The sequence below is a fragment of the Chitinophagales bacterium genome, from assembly GCA_019638515.1.
GTDB lineage: Bacteria > Bacteroidota > Bacteroidia > Chitinophagales > LD1 > UBA7692.
On the sequence record JAHBTS010000003.1, the window covers coordinates 386,238 to 405,511 of the forward strand.

The window sequence follows — 19,274 nt, forward strand, 5'->3', positions numbered from 1 at the left end:
AGACAAAAATTTGAGGCTGTTTTTTTAATAGTGTTGGGGTGGCGGCTGCAAAATTATTTCGTGCCATTCTAATACTGTTTCAAAACCGCTTTTTTTAAGCGCAGCCTTTATAGTTTCTTTTTCTTCCGTGAATGCAAGCATAGCAAAATCGCCACCCCACGCACCCAAACTTTTGGCGGCAACAGGCAAGTGTTTAAAATGAATTTTCTTTACCTTTTCTAATGCCAGCGCTTCTGCTACATAATTTTCGTGCGCTTCTATAATTTGCATGAATTTTTGGATGCCGGAGCAATTAAGCATGGCTTGGGTAAGCGAATTTAGCCATTGAACATAAGGTTGCTTTTGTACCAAAAGTGAATTGTAATGCGCTATTCCGGATGTGCTCAACTGCTTTTTACCAAGGTGAACAAATAGTATTTGTGTTTTAAATACCGGATCGAAAAATACCTGAGTAAACTCCGGCTTACCGCTTTCGCGCGAAAACAAAATAGGCTGGTTGCTTCCTGCGCAGGCAATATCGTAACCGGAGCCGCCAAATGTTTGCTGTAGCAGCTCAAATGGGTTTACTTGCGCCCATTGTGCTATACTGTAAAGCAATGTAGAGCTGCTTCCCAAACCCCAATTGCGTGGAAACTCCAACTGGGTTTGTACTGCAACATCTTGTGCACCCGATAAAAAATTGGGATTAAGGATTTTACACACCGATAGAATTTTTACAAGCATTTGTGCTTCGGCTTGGTTGCTAGAGGTTGCAAGTGTTTCTTTATCAAAAACCGCCTGCAACCAAGGTTTTCCGGCATTATCCAATGCTACCCAAAACAAACTTTTATTACTGCCACTTAATTGCTTAATTTCTACTTTTTGCCCAAAGCGAGTTGGCAGTGCCAATGCCTGTGCGCCATCTAGCACAAAATACTCTCCGGTAAGCATTAACTTTCCATGCGCATAAAAACTACTTTGCATGTAGCGAAAATGGAAAAAATGTTTGGCGAACCGAATGCTAAATTTGTGCAACACGCCTACCGCATTGGCAATGCATACCCGTTGCACCATTTTAAACAAACTGTTTGTAAATGTGCAAAAGGAAACAGGGCTTACATTTCGGAAAATTTACTTTTGGCGTTTGAAATAGAATATATCCGCTACACGCATGTATAACCTCGTTAGGTTTCTTGTTCGTTATCATTTGCTGCTGCTATTCTTAGCACTTGAAGTAGTGTCGTTCTATTTGATTTTTAACAACAATAAATTCCACAGCGCTGTTTTTCTAAACACTTCAAATGCTATAAACGGCAGTATTTTCAATACATACAGCGAGGTTACAGGTTATTTGTATTTGAAAAAATCGAACGATAGTTTGGTAGCAGAGAATGCTGCGCTGAGGGCAATGTTGCCATCTTCGAAATACAACGGTGTGGTAGATACTTTTAGCCATACCGATACGCTTTCGCCTAAGTTGCAACAGCGGTTTGTGTATTTCCCTGCTAAGGTAATCCGCAATTCAACCGATAATGCCAACAACATTATTTACTTAGATAAAGGTGCACTCCAGGGCGTAACCACTCAAATGGGTGTAATAAATAAAAATGGTATTGTGGGGCAAGTGGTAGATGTTACCAGCAACTACTGTGCGGTAATGAGCGTACTGCACAAAGATTTTAAGGTGAGTGCCAAGTTTAAGAAAAACAAATACTTCGGCAATTTGCGTTGGAGCGGCATCAACTCCACTTCGGCTAAAATGGATGAAGTTCCCAAGCATGTGCCGATACAAAAAGGCGATACTATTGTTACCAGCGGCTACTCTTCGCTTTATCCCGAAAATGTAATGATTGGCATTGTAGAAACTGTGAAATCTGAAGCCGACAAACCTTTTATGCACATAGATGTGCGCTTAACTACCAATTTTAGAAATCTTGATTTTGTATATATAATAAAAGATATTCATCATCAAGAAATAGTGAAACTCGATTCAACAACTAACAAGGCAAATAAATAGCAGTGTTTTTTATTATTCAGCAAAATGTGGTTCGTTTTTTGGTGCTTACTGCCTTACAGGTAATGGTAATAAGCAACCTTAATTTAAGCCCGTTTATTACGCCCAATATCTTGCCATTGTTTGTATTGTTGCTGCCTTTTTCTACTCCGCGTTGGCTGCTTATTTTAATTGGCTTTGCCAGTGGTTTATCGGCCGATATATTGCTTGGCACTTTAGGCTTTAATGCCGCAGCCAATCTATTGGTGGCATATTTTCGTCCGTTTCTTATTAGCTTAATTACACCTAAGGGAACCGATTTTGAACAAACGCCCAATATCTTTTCGCAAGGGTTTACGTGGTTCTTTATTTACCTTTCTATTTCGGTGGTACTGCACCATAGTTTTTATTTGCTGGTTGAATCGGGCACATTCTACAACTTACTGCTATTGGGCTTACGAATTATCTTGAGCAGCATGCTTACGCTGGCATTTATGTTTATTGGTTTGTACCTCTTTTCTGTGAAGAAGAAAAGAAGTGTATAGCTATTGTTGCTAATACACCATTATTCCTTGTGTTTTATTTTTCTTTAAGTACTGGCGAATAATTTTTTGCGCTTCGGTACTGTGCTTGGCGGGTTTAACTATTTCTTTCAGGTTATTTATGGTAGTCTCCATATTTTCTTTATAGAAGGTTCCAATGCCTTTATACTCATTATTTTCTACCCATACCACACTGTTTTCATCGGGGTGAATGCCTTCGCCAATAATAAAAAAATTGGTAGCGCGAAACAGGTAGCGCTTCACCGCATTTTCAATTTTTTCGTTGAGCAGCTTCTTTAGTTTATCGGTACTTTCCTGCTTTTCTTCTAAGCGCTTTAGCATGGCATAATGTCCATAGATATTATTATCGCCCGTAATTTTTTGCATTACGCGCATAGCTGCATTTTTGGTAGCAAAGCGCAATGCCGATTCTCCGGAACCAACTGCCAATGGCAATACTTTTAACTGTTTTACGCCCGCTGTATCTTCTGTAATAAAAATGCCAAATGCCGGTTGCTGCTCGCGTGCGGGCTTACCCGAAATAGTATCGCGTTCCTGCTCCTTGGCAAGCACCATCAATTTGGCAATAAGTTCATTTCCGGTAAGTTCATAGTCTATAGAATGAACTTGATGCAGTATTGCTGTTTTTTGTGCGCTTTCGCCTACTTTAGAAAATTCTTGTATTACCTTTTTGCGAATGCTTTTTGCACCTTCAAAAAACAACACTTCACCATTGCTGTTTTTGAAATAAAATATGCCTGCCTCATCGGGTAGAATTTCTATTTCGGTGTGGCTTATTTGTGGTGGAAGTTTGGAAATATCTAAGCCATCGCGAAGTTCTATGTTTAGAAACTTAGATTCTGCATCGGTGGTTAAAAGCAACTCCAATAGTTTTACGGTAGCGGCAGCATCGCCCAAAGCACGGTGCCGTGCTTCTATGGCAATGCCAATGTTTTCGCATAGTTTACCCAAGCTATACGATTGAAAACCGGGTAACACTTTGCGGCTTAAACTTACGGTATCTAGCTGCTGTGCATTAAAATCTATACCAATACGCTTAAACTCTTTGCGCACCATGCCAAAATCGAATTTTACATTGTGCGCGGTAAAAATATTGCCTTTGGTTAGGCGCAAAACTTCTTGGTGAATATCCTCAAACAATGGTGCATTTTTCACCATTTCTTGTGTAATACCTGTAAGTTTACTCACCCACGGATCTATAGGCCTACAAGGATTCACTAGTGTAGAATACTCTTCTACTACTTTATTTCCATCGAAAAGTATAATGGCAATTTCTGCAATTCGATCTACTGCAGGGCTTCCTCCGGTGGTTTCAATATCAACAACAGCGTACATCTAAAACGAAGATAATTTTCCTTGCTAATAGACTATTTGGTAAATGCTTAAAAGCGTATCCTTCTATCCACTTTTACAAAACAGTTGTATGTTTTTTTAGTGTTTAAAATGTCTAACTCCGGTAAAAACCATTGCTATTGCTGCATTTTCGGCTGCTTCAATGGAAAGTTTATCGTTAATGCTGCCTCCAGGCTGCGCAATGGCAACAATATTGTTTTCTGCGGCAATGGTTACGCAATCAGGAAACGGAAAAAATGCATCGCTTGCCATTACGGAACCAGCCACATCAAAACCAAATTCTTTAGCTTTTGCCAATGCATTTTTAAGGGCATCTACGCGCGAAGTTTGCCCGCAGTTGCTGCCAATAAGTTGCTTGTTTTTTACCAATGCAATGCCATTACTTTTTAAGTGTTTTACAGCAATAATGGCAAACTCCAAATCGCTCAATTGCGCTGCTGTGGCTACTTTTGATGTGGCGTTTTTAAACTGCGCTTGCTTTTCGGCAGTACTATCTGCTTCTTGTACCAAAAAGCCGTTCAATAAATTTTTCACCACTTTTTCTTGCTTGGCAGGCGCACCTTTCAACTCTAATAAAATTCTATTCTTTTTTCCTTTTAGTAATTGCAAAGCATCGCTATCAAAAGCAGGTGCTGCCAATACTTCAAAAAACAAATCGTTCATGGCTGTAGCCGTAGCCATATCTACCGTTCTGTTTACGGCAATTACACCACCAAATGCCGAAGTGGTATCGCATTGAAATGCTGCTAAATAGGCATCGCTCAACGATTCGCGCGAAGCCAATCCGCAACTATTGGTGTGCTTAATAATGGCACAAGTTGGCTCTGTAAACTCTGCTACCAAATTCAATGCGGCATCTACATCTACTAAATTATTGTACGAAAGTTCTTTGCCATTTAACACTGTAAATACGGCATTCAAGTCTCCAAAAAACCAACCTTTTTGATGTGGATTTTCGCCATAGCGCAAAGTGCGAGCCTGCTGCTCACTTACCTTGAGTGCATCTATATTTTCGGTTTTATTAAAGTAGTTAAAGATATGCGTATCGTAATTCGAAGAAACATTAAAAGCAGCCGCAGCAAATTTTCTGCGATCTTCTAATGAAGTAGCTCCGCCTTTATCTTGCAAAATTTGGAGCAGTTCGCTGTACTGGCTTTTTGAAGATAGAATAACCGTGTCTTTAAAATTTTTGGCAGCTGCGCGAATAAGGGAGATACCGCCAATATCTATTTTCTCTACAATATCGGCCTCCGGTGCTCCTTTAGCTACCGTTTCTTCAAATGGATATAAATCTACAATTACTAAATCTATTTCTGGAATTTCGTATTGCGCCAATTGTGCTACATCATCTGTATTTTCTCTGCGCGCTAGTATGCCGCCAAAAACTTTCGGGTGTAAAGTTTTTACTCTTCCTCCTAAAATACTTGGATAGTTGGTAAGTGTTTCTACCGCTACCACAGGTACTCCAAGCGATTCTATAAAGGTTTGCGTGCCGCCTGTGCTGTAAAGTGTTACATCTTGTTGGTGAAGCTCTTTAATAAGTGGTTCTAAATGGTCTTTGTAGTAAACCGAAACGAGTGCAGATTTTATTTTTTTAAGCATGAAACTGAAATTGAAAGTACAAACATAGCATGTTTCAGCACGGCTTTTATAGGATGTAGATAAGTTGTGCGCAGCATAACATTTCTAGCTGTAATTATCTTACTGCGCTTCTTGTTGCACTTCTTCTTTTTCGTCTTTAAAAAAGAATTGCTTCTGGAAAATTAAAATAATGAAAACACCTGTAGTAATGGCAGCATCGGCTACATTAAATACGGCATCGAAAAACACAAAATACTTGCCGCCCACAAATGGAATCCAATGTGGCAAATAACCTTTAAAAATGGGGAAGAAAAACATATCTACCACGTGCCCTTTCATAAACTCGGCATATCCTGTGCCAAATGGCACAAACGTGGCAAGTTGTCCATAATAACTTCCTGAAAAAATAAGTCCGTAAAGAGCGCTGTCTATTATGTTTCCTAAGGCTCCGGCTAAAATCATACTCATGGCAACTATAAAGCCGGTATGTGCTTTTTCGCGCATAAGGTTTCTAATAAAATAGATAAGAAAACCTACAGCAAATACGCGGAAAGTGCTTAAAGCTATTTTGCCATAAATACCGGGCAGCACCATGCCAAATGCCATACCTTCGTTTTCCGTAAAGTGAATTCTAAACCAATCGGCAATTACAAATTCGCCTACATCGCCCATAAGCATATTGGTTTTTACCCAAATTTTAGAGCCTTGGTCGAGCAGCAGAATTACTAAAACAATGATGACCGGATACGCTTTTTTCACCTCGCTAATTAGAAATTATTTAACGCTATATTGTGTAACTGTACGGTTTCTATTAGAGTTTGCGTGCTACTTCTACTTCTTCAAACACCTCAATTACATCGCCCGATTTAATATCTTGGTAGTCTTTTATTTGCACACCGCAATCCATACCGCTCACTACTTCTTTCACATCGTCTTTAAAACGTTTGAGCGAAGATAGCAACCCGGTATGCAGTACTATTCCATCGCGAATAATACGCACTTTTGATGAGCGTAAAATTCGTCCATCGCGTACAAAACATCCCGCAATGGTTCCCACTTTTGAAATATGGAATGCTTCTCTTACATCTAAGTTGCCAATAATTTTCTCCTCTACTTTTGGCTCTAATAAGCCTTCCATTGCACTCTTTACTTCTTCTATGGCATTGTAAATAATAGAGTAGAGTTTAATTTCAATATTCTCGTTTTCGGCTATGCGTTTGGCGCCAATTGAAGGACGCACGTTGAAACCAATAATAATAGCATCGGAAGCGGCTGCTAAGTTCACATCGCTTTCGCTAATGGCTCCTACGCCTTTATGTATTACGCGTACGTGAATTTCATCGGTAGAAAGTTTTAACAACGAATCGCCCAATGCCTCTACAGAACCATCCACGTCTCCTTTAATAATCAAGTTCAATTCTTTGAAAGTTCCCAACGCCAAGCGTCTTCCAATTTCATCGAGCGTAATGTGTTTTTTGGTTCTAATACCTTGTTCGCGCTCTAATTGTGCACGCTTGGTGGCAACTGCTTTTGCATCTTGCTCGTTGCTATATACTTTAAATTTTTCGCCCGCTTGCGGAGCACCGTTTAAACCCAGTATTTGTACCGGAACTGCCGGACCTGCGGTTTTCACTCTTTCTCCGGTGTGGTTATACATGGCTTTTATTTTTCCGTGATACGGGCCACATACCATAATATTTCCCACTTCTAAGGTTCCGGTTTGTACCAATACGGTTGCTACAAATCCCCGACCTTTATCGAGCATGGCTTCTACCACAGTTCCGCCTGCGAGTTTATCGGGGTTGGCTTTTAACTCCAACAAGTCCGATTCAAGCAAGATTTTATCTAAAAGGTTATCTATGTTTAATCCTTTTTTAGCTGATATTTCTTGGCTTTGGTATTTTCCGCCCCACTCTTCTACCAATAAATTCATACCGGCCAATTGCTCGCGAATTTTATCGGAATTAGCTCCGTCTTTATCAATTTTATTGATAGCAAAAATCATAGGAACTCCAGCACTTTGCGCGTGGTTGATGGCTTCTTTTGTTTGCGGCATCACGGCATCATCGGCAGCAACTACAATTACGGCTACGTCTGTTACCTTAGCACCTCTGGCACGCATAGCGGTAAAGGCTTCGTGCCCCGGAGTATCCAAGAATGTAATTTTACGACCTGCAGAGGTAAGTACTTCGTAAGCACCAATGTGCTGTGTAATACCTCCTGCTTCTTTAGCCACCACGTTTGCTTTACGAATGTAATCGAGCAAGGATGTTTTTCCGTGATCCACGTGCCCCATGATGGTAACAATTGGAGCTCGGGCTTGTAAATCTTCGGGTTTATCAGCTTCTTCTTCGTCTAAAATAGTTTGGTCTTGAACGGAAATAAATTCTACTTCAAAGCCACTTTCTCCGGCTACTAACTCTATAATTTCGGCATCGAGGCGTTGGTTTATAGAAACTATAACTCCTAAGTTAAAACAGGTTTGAATTACCTTAACGGCAGGAACGTTCATTAAACTTGCCAACTCACTCACTGAAATAAACTCTGTGAGTTGTAACTTGTTGTTGTTTTCTCCTTCTTGCTGAGCCGCCATTTTTTCTTGAATTGCTTCGCGTTTTCCTCTGCGGAATTTACTGCGATCGCTCTTGGCGGTTTGCGATTGAATTTTGGCAAGTGTTGCTCTGATTTTGTCTTCAATCTCCTTTTCGGTAATCTCTGCCGGAGGTGCTTGAGGGGTATTACCTCTCTGGTTAGGTGTAAATTTCTTGCGCTCTTCTTTTTCGCGGAAATTGCGCACTTTTTTCTCGTGCTCGGTATCGAACTCTACCGGCTTGCGCTCTGTAGTTTTAACGATACGTTTGCGCTCGCGTTGGCGTTTTTCTCCTTCCTTTTTAGCGTCTTTCTTATCTTCTTTTTTCTTTGGTTCTTCTAATACTACTTTGCCTAAAACTTTAGGTCCGGCCAATTCAATTCTTCTTGTTTGAATAAAGTTGGCATCGGATTCTTCTTTTTTAGGTACTTCGACTGCTGCCGGGGTTTCTACTGATATTTCTTCCGACTGCGATGGCGCAATTGTAGGTGTTTCTTCTACTGAAGTTTCGGGGGCTTTTTCTTTGGTTGCCGGAGCTTCTACTACTTCTTCTTTGGCTGCGGCTTTCTTTTTCTTTGGCTTATCTAAATCTACTTTGCCCACCACTTTAGGACCTTCCAACTTAGCTTTTTTAATGGCTTCCGGAATTGCTTCTTCGGGTGATGGAGTTGCTTCAATTGCAATTTCCAGTATGGGAGCTTGGGACTCGACCGGAGGCTCTGCATTTTTTACCTCTACTTTTTCTTCTACTGCTGGAGGAGGCGGGGTTGGCGCAACGGGCGGAGCTGTAGCGGTATTGGTACGGATAAGAATTTCTTTTTCTTCTTCTTTTTCCTTTTTAGCTATTACCGGGGTTTCGGGGGCTACTACAGTCTCTTTTTTAGGTTTGTCGGCAAGTACACTATCGGCTTCTTGTTTTATAGCGCGATCTTTGTTGAATGCTTTTTCAAGCACCATCACCATTTCTACGCTAAGTTTTGTGGTTGGCTTATCTTCTATTGCAAACCCACTTTCGTTGAGTTTTCCTACAATATGCGCTATAGACACATTGTACAGTGTTGCAGCGGCTGCCAAACGAATTGATTTTAATTCAGACATACTTGTTTTCTCTGTTTCCTTTTAATGAAAAACACCATTCCTTGCCGGAAACAAACGCTGAAACAAGAGTTGTGATTAAAAACCTACATCATTCGCTTCATCGCTTAACAAGAAAAGATGGGAGTTGCAGTCATCTCGGTCTTAATTTTCATCAAATTCAGCCTGCAATATTTTGCGGATTTCTTTGATGGTTTCTTCTTCAAGGTCTGCTCTGCGCACTAATTCTTCTTCGCTCAAATTTAATACACTGCGTGCGGTATCGCAACCTATTTTCTTCAATTCATCTATCATCCACTGGTCTATTTCATCGCTAAATTCATCTAAATCAATATCGTAATCTTCTTCTATTTCATCACCTTCGCGATATACATCTATTTCGTAATTTACCAGTTTGCTGGCGAGTTTTATGTTCACACCTTTTTTACCAATAGCAAGGCTTACTTGGTCTGGTTTCAGATATACGTAAATGCGTTTTCTTTCCTGATTTATTTCCATTGAGGTAATTTTTGCAGGCGCTAGGGCGCGTTGCACCATCAGGTTAAGATTGGTAGTGTGGTTAATAATGTCGATGTTCTCGTTTTTCAATTCGCGAACAATACCGTGAATTCTTGAGCCTTTTACGCCCACACATGCACCTACCGGATCTATGCGGTCGTCAAACGATTCTACTACTACTTTTGCTTTTTCGCCCGGTTCGCGCACTACGTTTTTAATGGCAATAAGGCCGTCAAAAATTTCGGGAACTTCTTGCTCTAATAGTTTTGCTAAGAAAGATGGGTCTGTTCTTGAAAGTACTATTACCGGAGCGCTTCCTTTTAAATCTACACGTTTAATAACTGCACGAACGTTTTCGCCTTTTTTGAAAAAATCGGCACGAATGGTTTCGCGTTTGGGTAGTATGAGTTCGTTTCCTTCTTCATCGAGCAGCAGTATTTCGTTTTTCCAAACTTGATATACTTCGCCACTTACTACTTCGCCTACTCGGTCTTTGTATTTACGGAAAACTTCGTCTTTTTCTAAATCTAAAATTCTACCTACTAAGGTTTGGCGGGCAGCTAAAACGGAGCGTCTACCAAAACTTTCGAGTTCTACTTTCTCATAGGTTTCTTCGCCTATTTCAAAGTCTTCTTCAATTTTGTGCGCATCTGTTAATGAGATTTGTGTGTTTGGATTTTCTACCGCACCGTCTTCAACAATTTCTCTACGTTGCCAAATTTCTAAGTCGCCTTTATCGGTATTTACGATAATGTCGAAATTATCGGTTTCAATGTATTTCTTTTTCAGCAGTGAGCGAAATACATCTTCCAACACTTTCATCATGGTTGGGCGATCGATGTTTTTAAGTTGCTTAAACTCCGAAAACGAATCTATGAGTTCAATACTATTCATAACGCTTAATTTTCTTATGTTTTAAAAACCAACTACCAATTAAATTGGAGCAATGCTTTTTTTATGTTTTTATATTCTAATTCAATTTGCTGTGGGGCTTCGGTTACGGGTGCTTCACCTTTTTTCTTTTTTACGGGCTTAGCTACTTTTTCGAGTACAATACCTGCTTCGGTAGCACTTACTAATTTACCTTCAAAAAAAGTGCCATCGGTAACCCATACTTCTAATACGCTGCCAATTTTCTTTTTAAACTGGCGCAGTACTTTAAGTGGATTGCTCATGCCGGGTGAACTTACTTCGAGTACATAATTTTCCGGCACCAATCCGCTTTCATCGAGGTTTTTCTCTAACTGGCGGCTAATGGTTGCACATTGGTCTATACCAATGCCGCTGTCGGTATCAAGGAACACTTCAATTTTTTTTCCGCCCAAAAGTACTTTAATTTCTACAAGAAAAATGATGCCGTCCTGCAATGCAGGCGCTAACCATTCTTCTAATTTTGCTTTTACTTCGGACATAACTTTTTATGCAAAAGAAAAGGGGACTTTCGGGTCCCCTCTTTCCAAACGCGGTGCGAAAGTGCGAATTATTTTTGGAACTACAAATGTTTTGTGTGGTTTCCCAACTTTTACAACCAAATTTCGCTCTTTCATAAAAGTACTTATTTTCAGGGCTTGTTTTTGAAAAAACTACGTATGGTTAAACATATACTAAAGTTTACTTTTTCTATTGCTGCAATGCCCCTACTCGGGCAAGCGCTGTTTAATAATAACGGTGCCGATATGTATGTGAAAGATGGTGGCTACATGATTGTGAAAACCAATTCTATACAAAACACTACCGGACTAATTGACAACCAAGGCACTATAGTGGTAGAAGGCTTTGTGCAAAACGATGCTACTATTAATGGCAGTGGCGACACTATTCGCCTTGCCGGAAATTGGATAAACAATGCTGCATATTCCGGTAATTTTAGTTGGGTTGAAATGATAGGCGGTGCCCAGTTATTGGGCGGATCGCAAACAACTACTTTCAATAATTTGGCACTGCTGGGAGGCAATGTGGTGAAAACACAGGCCGTAAACCAAGAGGTGTCGGCTACGCTTAACTTGGCAAATGCCGAATTGGCTACCGATATTTTTAGTATGCACGTAACAAACCCTAATGTGTCTGCCATTTTGCGCAACAATGGTTTTGTTTCTTCTTTGGGATATGGTAATCTTTCGCGCTCTACCAATTCCGTAAATGCTTATTTGTTTCCTACCGGATCGCCTTCTAGTTTAGGCACTCCACTCTATCGCCCTATTGAAATGAAACCGGCTTCTAATACTGCACATGTTTTTGGCGTGCGCACTATACAAGGCGATGCTACTGCTTTTGGTTTTGATGTAACTAAATTTAACGACAGCCTCTGCAAGGTGAATCCAAACTTCTACCACCACATTCAACGCTTTAGCGGCAACAACGATGCTGCCATTACTATGTTTTACAATGCTAGCACAGATGGCGCTTGGAATGCACAAGGTAATTGGCGCAACAATGCTCTTTGGAATTATACCGGTGCAGCTACTCAAGGCAGCACTTCGGGCTTTGCTACGGTTACAGTAGCCAACTACAGTTTTGCAGACACCAATGCTCAGTTTGCACTAGCAGGTAAGCGCTTTACAATTGATGCCGGCCCCGATTTGCAATTAACAGAAGGTGAAACCGGGCAATTAACACCCTTTATAGTTGGTGTTACCTCGCCAGTTTTTAATTGGACTCCCAATACCTTCTTGGATTGCAGCGATTGTGCTACTCCGGAAGTTACACCTACCGAAAACACTGTTTACCTCTTAGAAGTTACAGATACTATTGGTTGTAGCGCCAGCGATTCTGTGAGCGTGGTGGTAATGCCGGAAGAACTATTGATGCCTACCGGATTTTCGCCCAATGGCGATGGTGCAAACGATTTATTTCGACCGGCAAACAAAAACCTGAAAAAGTTTAAACTCCAAGTATATAACCGTTGGGGTGAACTAATTTTTGAAACCGATAATCCTAAAAATGGTTGGGATGGTTCTTTTAAAACACATGAGCAGGGCTTAGGTGTATATGTTTGGAATGCAGAATACCAAACATACAGCATGAAAAAACCTCGTTATGTAAATGGAAACGTAACCTTGGTTCGATAATTTTTAAATTACATTACTCTTCCTTTTCATAAAAGCAAGTGGCTTATTAGTCCTTGTTTCTATCAATAACAAAACCCCTTTTTAGTATGATGCGCTTTTACTGTTTAATTACGTGTATATTATTTTATTATACTGCCGGGGCGCAATGCGGCTCTTGCAGCATAGACCAATCTTGCATTGCTTTAAAACCCAAAGGTGTATGCGATAGCATGCTGCCCGATGCGCGCGTTAATAGCGCCTATCAAAAAGATGTGTCGTTCTTTATGAATCCGATTGTAAACGATGCTGCTACACTGGCTACTTGCATGTGTAGTTATGTAAAGTTAGACACCATAAAATTTCAAGGTGCTAGTAATTTACCTCCGGGAATGTTTGTTGAGTTTAGTAAACCTTCAAAAAAATATTACCCATCGCAAGGCGATAGTTCCGGATGCCTGCGTTTATGCGGATCGCCTGTGGTAGCCGGCAATTATGTGATTAAGATAAATTTTTTGGCAGATGTTTTGGTAAAAGATATTAGTGTAATTGGCGACTTAGTAGTAAAAGATCGCCAAGAGAGTTATACATTGTACTTAACTGTATTGCCCGACACCTCAGGCAACGTTTCTTCTTTTACTTATGGCACACAACGCACCACCTGCGATAGTTCATTAACTTTAGATTTAGAAGCCACCCTAGAGGCTCAAGCACCCAATATCACCCGCTACTTTTGGGATTTGGCAAATGGCTCTACCAGTCAGTTGAAAAAACCCGGACAAGTTACCTACTCTACTGCCGACACTTTTAAAGTAGCCCTTACTACCAAGTACTACAACTACCGCATAAAAACAGTTTATGTAGATGTAAAAGATGGATATGCAGGCGATATAGAAGAAGCTACCACTATACAAAGTCCCGACCCATACATTAAATTTAATGCACTTGGTTTTGCTAACCGCGGCAGCCGAAGCAACACTAAAAAAACATCATGGAGTAATCTCAACTTAATTGTTCCGGAAGGCACCGATTCGCTTACGCTTGAAGTATGGGACGAAGACACCGGCCCACCGCAAGGCACCAATGCGCTCGGCTCTCCCGATGATATTCTTTTCAATAAAAAGATTAAAGTAAGTTTAGATACTGCCTATTTCTCCACAGGCAATGTAAGCGGTTTGGTAACTTTCGATACTGTAGTGGCTTCTACTATTACCGATACGCTCGTGGCTGTGGTATATCCGGCTGTTGCTGCTCCGCTCATTACAAGCATTGCCGATACTTTCTGCAACGGACAACAGGCTACGCTGAAAGCACATGGATATAAAGGGTTCTCCTTTCAGTGGTTCAATGATACCACTGCCATTACGTTGGCCAACGATTCTATTTTCACTGCTATAGAAAACGGAGTTTACAGCGTAGCCGTAACCAACTTAAAAACGGGTTGCAGCAACACTTCAAACACCAAAAGCATTGTTTTCATGGAGTCGCCACCCGATAGCTTAGAAATTGTGGTGCTACCTAACGGGCAATTGGTAAACAATAATTATCCGGGCAGTAACTTTGCTGTGCAATGGTATAAAAATGCACAACCAATTGCGGGTGCAGACAACTTTATTCTGCAACCTACCGGAGCGGGTTACTACGCTTGTAAAATCTGGAATAAAAATTTCCCATTGTGCAGCAGTACTTCCCAGTTGTTCTTCTTTACTTCGGTAGAAAATACTTCGGTTCCTGCATTGGTAAATGTTTACCCAAATCCTTTCGATAACTTTATTATTGTTGAAGGTATTGCAACACCTAAAAACCAACTTTCAATAAAAAATATTGAAGGAAAAATTTTACTGCAGCAGTCTTTTGAAAACCAACAAACTATTGCCACACCGCACTTACCGAAAGGGGTTTACTTTATTGAAATTACTACCGAAAACGGTACAACAATCAAAAAAATAATAAAGTAAGATACTGCGCTCGCAACACACTTAGAGAGCAATATACATTAGGGGGGTAAAGCATAAAATGCTTAACTATCTAAAAATTGCCTGTATAAAAGCGCAATACATATTTTTATTTGTACCTTCCTGCGCAGCCAGCCATGCTTGACTTCGGCTCTCATTTCTTCGCTTAAAATTTTTGGATATGAACTACTCAAAGGCAACCAAAGAAATTTCTGTGCAAGGCAAGAATTATTCTTATAGTTCGCTCAACGATTTGAATGGAAAAAAAACTGACCATCTGCCATTCAGCATTCGCATTTTATTAGAAAATGTATTGCGCAATTACGATGGATTCAGCATTACCGATGAACACATTGATACGCTCCTACATTGGACACCTCAAGCGGTAGATAAGGATATTCCCTTTATGCCGGCTCGTATTCTTATGCAAGATTTCACGGGCGTTCCGGCTGTTGTAGATATGGCATCGCTCCGCGCAGAATTTGTGCGCCACGGAAAGGATGGGCAAAAAATCAATCCCGCCATTCCGGTGGATTTGGTGATAGACCATTCCGTGCAAGTAGATTATTACGGCACCGATTATTCGTACAATAAAAACGTAGAACTGGAATTTGAACGCAATAAAGAGCGATACGAATTGCTCAAATGGGCACAAAAAGGATTGAGCAACTTCACCGTAGTGCCTCCGGGCATGGGCATTTGCCACCAAGTAAACTTGGAGTACTTGGCAAAAGGCATCACCGAGCGCCATGGCTGGTTGTTTCCTGATACCTTGGTTGGCACCGACTCGCACACACCGATGGTAAACGGCATAGGTGTGATTGCTTGGGGTGTTGGCGGCATCGAAGCCGAAGCAGCCATGTTGGGGCAACCCATTTTCTTCACTTGTCCTGAAGTGGTGGGACTCAAACTTACCGGAAAAATTCCCGATCACTGCACAGCTACAGATATGGTTCTCACCATTACCCGACTATTGCGCAACACAGGTGTGGTTGGCAAATTCGTTGAAGTATTTGGCGATGGATTGGATAACCTTACAGTTACTGATCGCGCAACCATTGCCAATATGTCTCCCGAGTTTGGATGCACCGTTACTTATTTCCCCATCGATAATCGCACTTTGGAGTATATGCGATCCACCAACCGCTCCGAGGCACAAATTCAATTGGTAGAAGCTTACTGCAAAGAAAATATGCTGTGGCGCACAGGTAAAGAAAACATCCAATACTCAACCGTGGTGGAGCTGGACTTGAACTCGTTGGAACCAACCGTGAGCGGCCCAAAACGACCACAGGATAAAATCTTTGTAAAAGATTTGGGCAATACATTTAAAGAAGTATTGAAAAAAGAATTCAGCCGCGATTATCAACCCAAGGAGGAACGTTCGGAATCGGCATGGCTCAAAGAAGGCGGTTCAGGTACCGAATTTATATTTGGAAAAGTACCCTTGCATGGCGAAGCGCAATCGGAAGTAGTTGTGGATGATAAACACCACTCCGTGCGCATAAAACAAGCCAACAAGGAATATGTACTCAGCGATGGAAGCATTGTAATTGCAGCTATTACCAGTTGCACCAATACTTCTAACCCTGCCGTGATGGTGGGTGCAGGATTGCTCGCACGCAATGCCATCGAAAAAGGATTGCGTACCAAATCATGGGTAAAAACTTCACTGGCTCCGGGCTCCAAAGTGGTAACAAAATACTTGGAACGTTCGGGATTGAATACCGATTTGGAAGCACTGCGATTTCATACCGTGGGCTATGGTTGCACCTCATGCATCGGTAACTCAGGACCATTGCCTCCAGCCATAGCAATGGCAGTGGACAAAGGCGAGTTGGTTGTTGCTTCGGTACTCTCGGGCAATAGAAACTTCGAAGCTCGCGTGCATCCGCAAGTAAAAATGAACTTCTTGATGTCGCCCATGTTGGTAGTGGCGTATGCGCTTGCCGGACGTGTGGATTTGGATCTAATCAACGATCCCATTGATTATGACCCCAATGGTGAACCCGTGTATTTAAAAGATATTTGGCCAAGTCGTGAGGAAATACAAAACACCATCAACGATTGCATGAAGCAAGGCGATTTTGAAGAAGTGTATGATGTAATCTTTGATGGCTCTACCGATTGGCAGCAATTGGAAGTTAACCTCGATCAAAATTTTGAATGGAATCCTTCTTCAACCTATATCAAAGAAGCGCCTTTCTTTGAAAACTTAAAAGCAACACCTGAGCCTTGTACCGATATCGCAGGAGCGCGTGTATTGCTCTATTTGGGCGATTCGGTTACTACCGATCACATTTCACCCGCAGGTTCGTTTAAAGAAAATTCAGCCGCAGGCAGTTACTTGATTGCTCATGGAATTTCTAAAGAAGATTTTAACTCCTATGGCTCGCGTAGAGGAAACCATGAAGTAATGATGCGGGGCACATTTGCCAATGTGCGTATCAAAAATAAAATTGCCGATAAGGAAGGTGGCTATAGTCGCTATTTTCCAACCGATACAGTAAACACGGTGTTTGATGTAGCCATGCAATATCAAAAAGATAAAACACCACTCATTATTTTGGCAGGAAAAGAATATGGCTCCGGTTCATCGCGCGACTGGGCTGCCAAAGGAACCTATTTATTAGGTGTGAAGGCGGTAATTGCTGAAAGTTTTGAACGCATACACCGTAGCAATTTGGTGGGCATGGGTGTGGCGCCTTTGGTATTCATCAATGGTCAAAATGCCGCAAGCCTCGGGTTGGATGGCACCGAAGTATTTACCATCAGCGGACTGGAAAACAACCTTACGCCACACAAACTGTTGAATGTAAAAGCAGTGCATGCTTCGGGCAAAGAAATCAACTTCCAAGTTGAGGCTAGATTGGATTCGGCTATCGAAATCGAATACTATAAAAACCAAGGTATTTTACAGTATGTCTTGCGCGATTATTTGAAGAAGCATAGCTAAAAACCCATAACACGCACCTACAAAAAGGGCTATGCAGTATATTACTGCACAGCCCTTTGTATTATTAATCTACTATGTAGAGTTTTCTTTTCTACTTAACTCAACTAATGTAGGCTATAGAACACATTGGTTGTGTACCAAGTGCCTCCTATATTAACACCCTTCCAATCGCCTGCTGCTGGAGATGAGAGATTGCCATCACCATTGGTATCGCCACCATGTGCATCATCCCTAAGTGAAGTAAAAACCGCAGTCGGGTCTATGGAAAAATTAGCAGTATATCCTGAAATTTCTTCACCACTGCCAGCAGGTATTTTAATAATTACATTTGGTCCAACACTAAACAACTGCCCTGAACCACCGGCTGCCAATCCTTGCAACAATACATAAGGTACTTCATCTTCATTGTAAGGAACAGCTTTTCCTGCCAATCCACCTGAGTAAACATAAATACCATTGTATTTGTTGGTTTCACTTGGATTATCGGGGTTGTGGTAAATATTGCTTGGGTCTATGGAATAGAAGCTGTTAATGTAAATAGGAACAGCATTATCATAAAAAGCACAATTAGTGATAACACTTACTGATGGGTCCTTTGTGTCGCCACCATCAAATGCTGCCTGGTTAGGAGAGCCACTTCCATAAGTGTGTGCAAAGGTGCAGTGGTCAAAAGTAAAATCGTGAATATTGCCGGTTCCTACGTTTGCTACAACTACTTTGCCACCTTGCCCGCCACCATACAAAAACTTACAATACTGGAAACTCGAACCATGCTGATCTCCTCTCATGGTAATATGCCCCCAATCGCCCTTACTGGCAGAAGTTGCAGTGCCATCGCCATTATTATCGCCACAATAAGAATCGTCTTTATATGAGGTAAAAATAATTGGGTTGCTTGCCGTTCCATTGGCAGTGGTTTTAGCATAAATTTCCATGCCGCAATTTCCATCTCTGAACTTAACAATTGCTCCGGCTTCTATTACTAAAGGAGCATTTACATCTACCCAAGTACGTACCATATATACTTTTCCTGCCTTCCAAGTAGTAGCTACTTTAATATCGCTATTAATATCTACGGTATCGCAAGAGCCACTAGTAGTACCACCGGGTGTTATGGTTACATCGCTACCATAAGCAGTACCGCTACTGTTAATAGCATACGCTCTAAGATGGTAAGTATACCCTTTTTGAAATGGAGCAATATCGGTAGAAAATATACCACTTCCGTTACCAATTGCTATTTTATTGGTAGAAGCATTGCCAACTTCGGGATTAGGGTCTAATCCAACTACTACTCCGCGATCGGTAACAGCACTGCCACCTTCGCTGGAAACAGCACCTCCGCAAGTATAAGTAGAGTCGTTTACTTTTATCGGATTACTTGTTGTTACGGTTGCCAAAGGCGTAAGATTGTTTTCATCATTCTTGCAACCTGCTAAAATGGCGCAAGCCATTAGAGGAATAAATAAATACTTTTTCATGGCGATACGTTTAAGTGATTAAATTTTGTTTTATCTAAAAATCTTTAACACTGCAAAAGTGTATCGTTAAGAAAAATCATTCAATCACGTAAAAACATGATATTTTATAAAATGCAGTATCTACTTATGCTTCACTATAAAAAATCATGTAAAAAGTGGATATAAAACTCCCACCACAGTAACTAC

General features: G+C 41.0%; 13 protein-coding genes. 5 read left to right on the top strand and 8 right to left on the bottom strand.

What is annotated here, in order from left to right; genetic code table 11:
• Window positions 1-24 precede the first annotated feature (24 nt).
• Window positions 25-963 (bottom strand): hypothetical protein, encoded by a 939-nt coding sequence (locus KF872_08115; GenBank protein MBX2903509.1) that lies wholly within the window; start codon window positions 961-963, stop codon window positions 25-27.
• Window positions 964-1,150: 187 nt separating this feature from the next.
• Between KF872_08115 and mreC the strand changes: the two genes are divergently transcribed.
• The gene (gene mreC, locus KF872_08120; GenBank protein MBX2903510.1) at window positions 1,151-1,996 is read left to right on the top strand and encodes a rod shape-determining protein MreC; all 846 of its coding nucleotides are present in this window, start codon (window positions 1,151-1,153) and stop codon (window positions 1,994-1,996) included.
• Window positions 1,997-1,998: 2 nt separating this feature from the next.
• The gene (locus KF872_08125) at window positions 1,999-2,517 is read left to right on the top strand and encodes a hypothetical protein (protein MBX2903511.1); all 519 of its coding nucleotides are present in this window, start codon (window positions 1,999-2,001) and stop codon (window positions 2,515-2,517) included.
• Between the two features lie 9 nt (window positions 2,518-2,526).
• On the opposite strand, the gene KF872_08130 is transcribed toward KF872_08125, so the two are convergent.
• The 6 genes from KF872_08130 to KF872_08155 form a co-directional block, all read right to left on the bottom strand.
• Window positions 2,527-3,870, bottom strand: a complete 1,344-nt coding sequence (locus KF872_08130) for a 3'-5' exoribonuclease (protein ID MBX2903512.1) — start codon at window positions 3,868-3,870, stop codon at window positions 2,527-2,529.
• A 96-nt stretch (window positions 3,871-3,966) separates the two neighbouring features.
• Window positions 3,967-5,490, bottom strand: a complete 1,524-nt coding sequence (purH, locus tag KF872_08135) for a bifunctional phosphoribosylaminoimidazolecarboxamide formyltransferase/IMP cyclohydrolase (GenBank protein MBX2903513.1) — start codon at window positions 5,488-5,490, stop codon at window positions 3,967-3,969.
• A gap of 99 nt (window positions 5,491-5,589) precedes the next feature.
• Window positions 5,590-6,237, bottom strand: coding sequence for a lipoprotein signal peptidase (locus KF872_08140; protein ID MBX2903514.1), 648 nt, complete (start codon window positions 6,235-6,237; stop codon window positions 5,590-5,592).
• A 43-nt stretch (window positions 6,238-6,280) separates the two neighbouring features.
• Window positions 6,281-9,157, bottom strand: coding sequence for a translation initiation factor IF-2 (gene infB / locus KF872_08145; protein MBX2903515.1), 2,877 nt, complete (start codon window positions 9,155-9,157; stop codon window positions 6,281-6,283).
• A 141-nt stretch (window positions 9,158-9,298) separates the two neighbouring features.
• Entirely contained in the window at window positions 9,299-10,546 is a 1,248-nt protein-coding gene (gene nusA, locus KF872_08150) for a transcription termination/antitermination protein NusA (protein ID MBX2903516.1), read from the bottom strand.
• A 32-nt stretch (window positions 10,547-10,578) separates the two neighbouring features.
• A complete protein-coding gene (locus KF872_08155; GenBank protein MBX2903517.1) occupies window positions 10,579-11,064 on the bottom strand; it encodes a hypothetical protein in 486 nt (161 codons plus the stop codon).
• A gap of 177 nt (window positions 11,065-11,241) precedes the next feature.
• Between KF872_08155 and KF872_08160 the strand changes: the two genes are divergently transcribed.
• The 3 genes from KF872_08160 (at window position 11,242) to KF872_08170 (ending at window position 17,607) form a co-directional block, all read left to right on the top strand.
• The gene (locus KF872_08160) at window positions 11,242-12,720 is read left to right on the top strand and encodes a gliding motility-associated C-terminal domain-containing protein (protein ID MBX2903518.1); all 1,479 of its coding nucleotides are present in this window, start codon (window positions 11,242-11,244) and stop codon (window positions 12,718-12,720) included.
• An 86-nt stretch (window positions 12,721-12,806) separates the two neighbouring features.
• Window positions 12,807-14,654: a T9SS type A sorting domain-containing protein gene (locus KF872_08165; protein ID MBX2903519.1), complete on the top strand. Its 1,848-nt coding sequence runs from the start codon at window positions 12,807-12,809 to the stop codon at window positions 14,652-14,654.
• 178 nt (window positions 14,655-14,832) lie between these two features.
• On the top strand, window positions 14,833-17,607 hold the full coding sequence (locus tag KF872_08170; protein ID MBX2903520.1) for an aconitate hydratase: 2,775 nt from the start codon (window positions 14,833-14,835) through the stop codon (window positions 17,605-17,607).
• 104 nt (window positions 17,608-17,711) lie between these two features.
• On the opposite strand, the gene KF872_08175 is transcribed toward KF872_08170, so the two are convergent.
• Window positions 17,712-19,088 (bottom strand): hypothetical protein, encoded by a 1,377-nt coding sequence (locus KF872_08175; GenBank protein MBX2903521.1) that lies wholly within the window; start codon window positions 19,086-19,088, stop codon window positions 17,712-17,714.
• Window positions 19,089-19,274 lie beyond the last annotated feature (186 nt).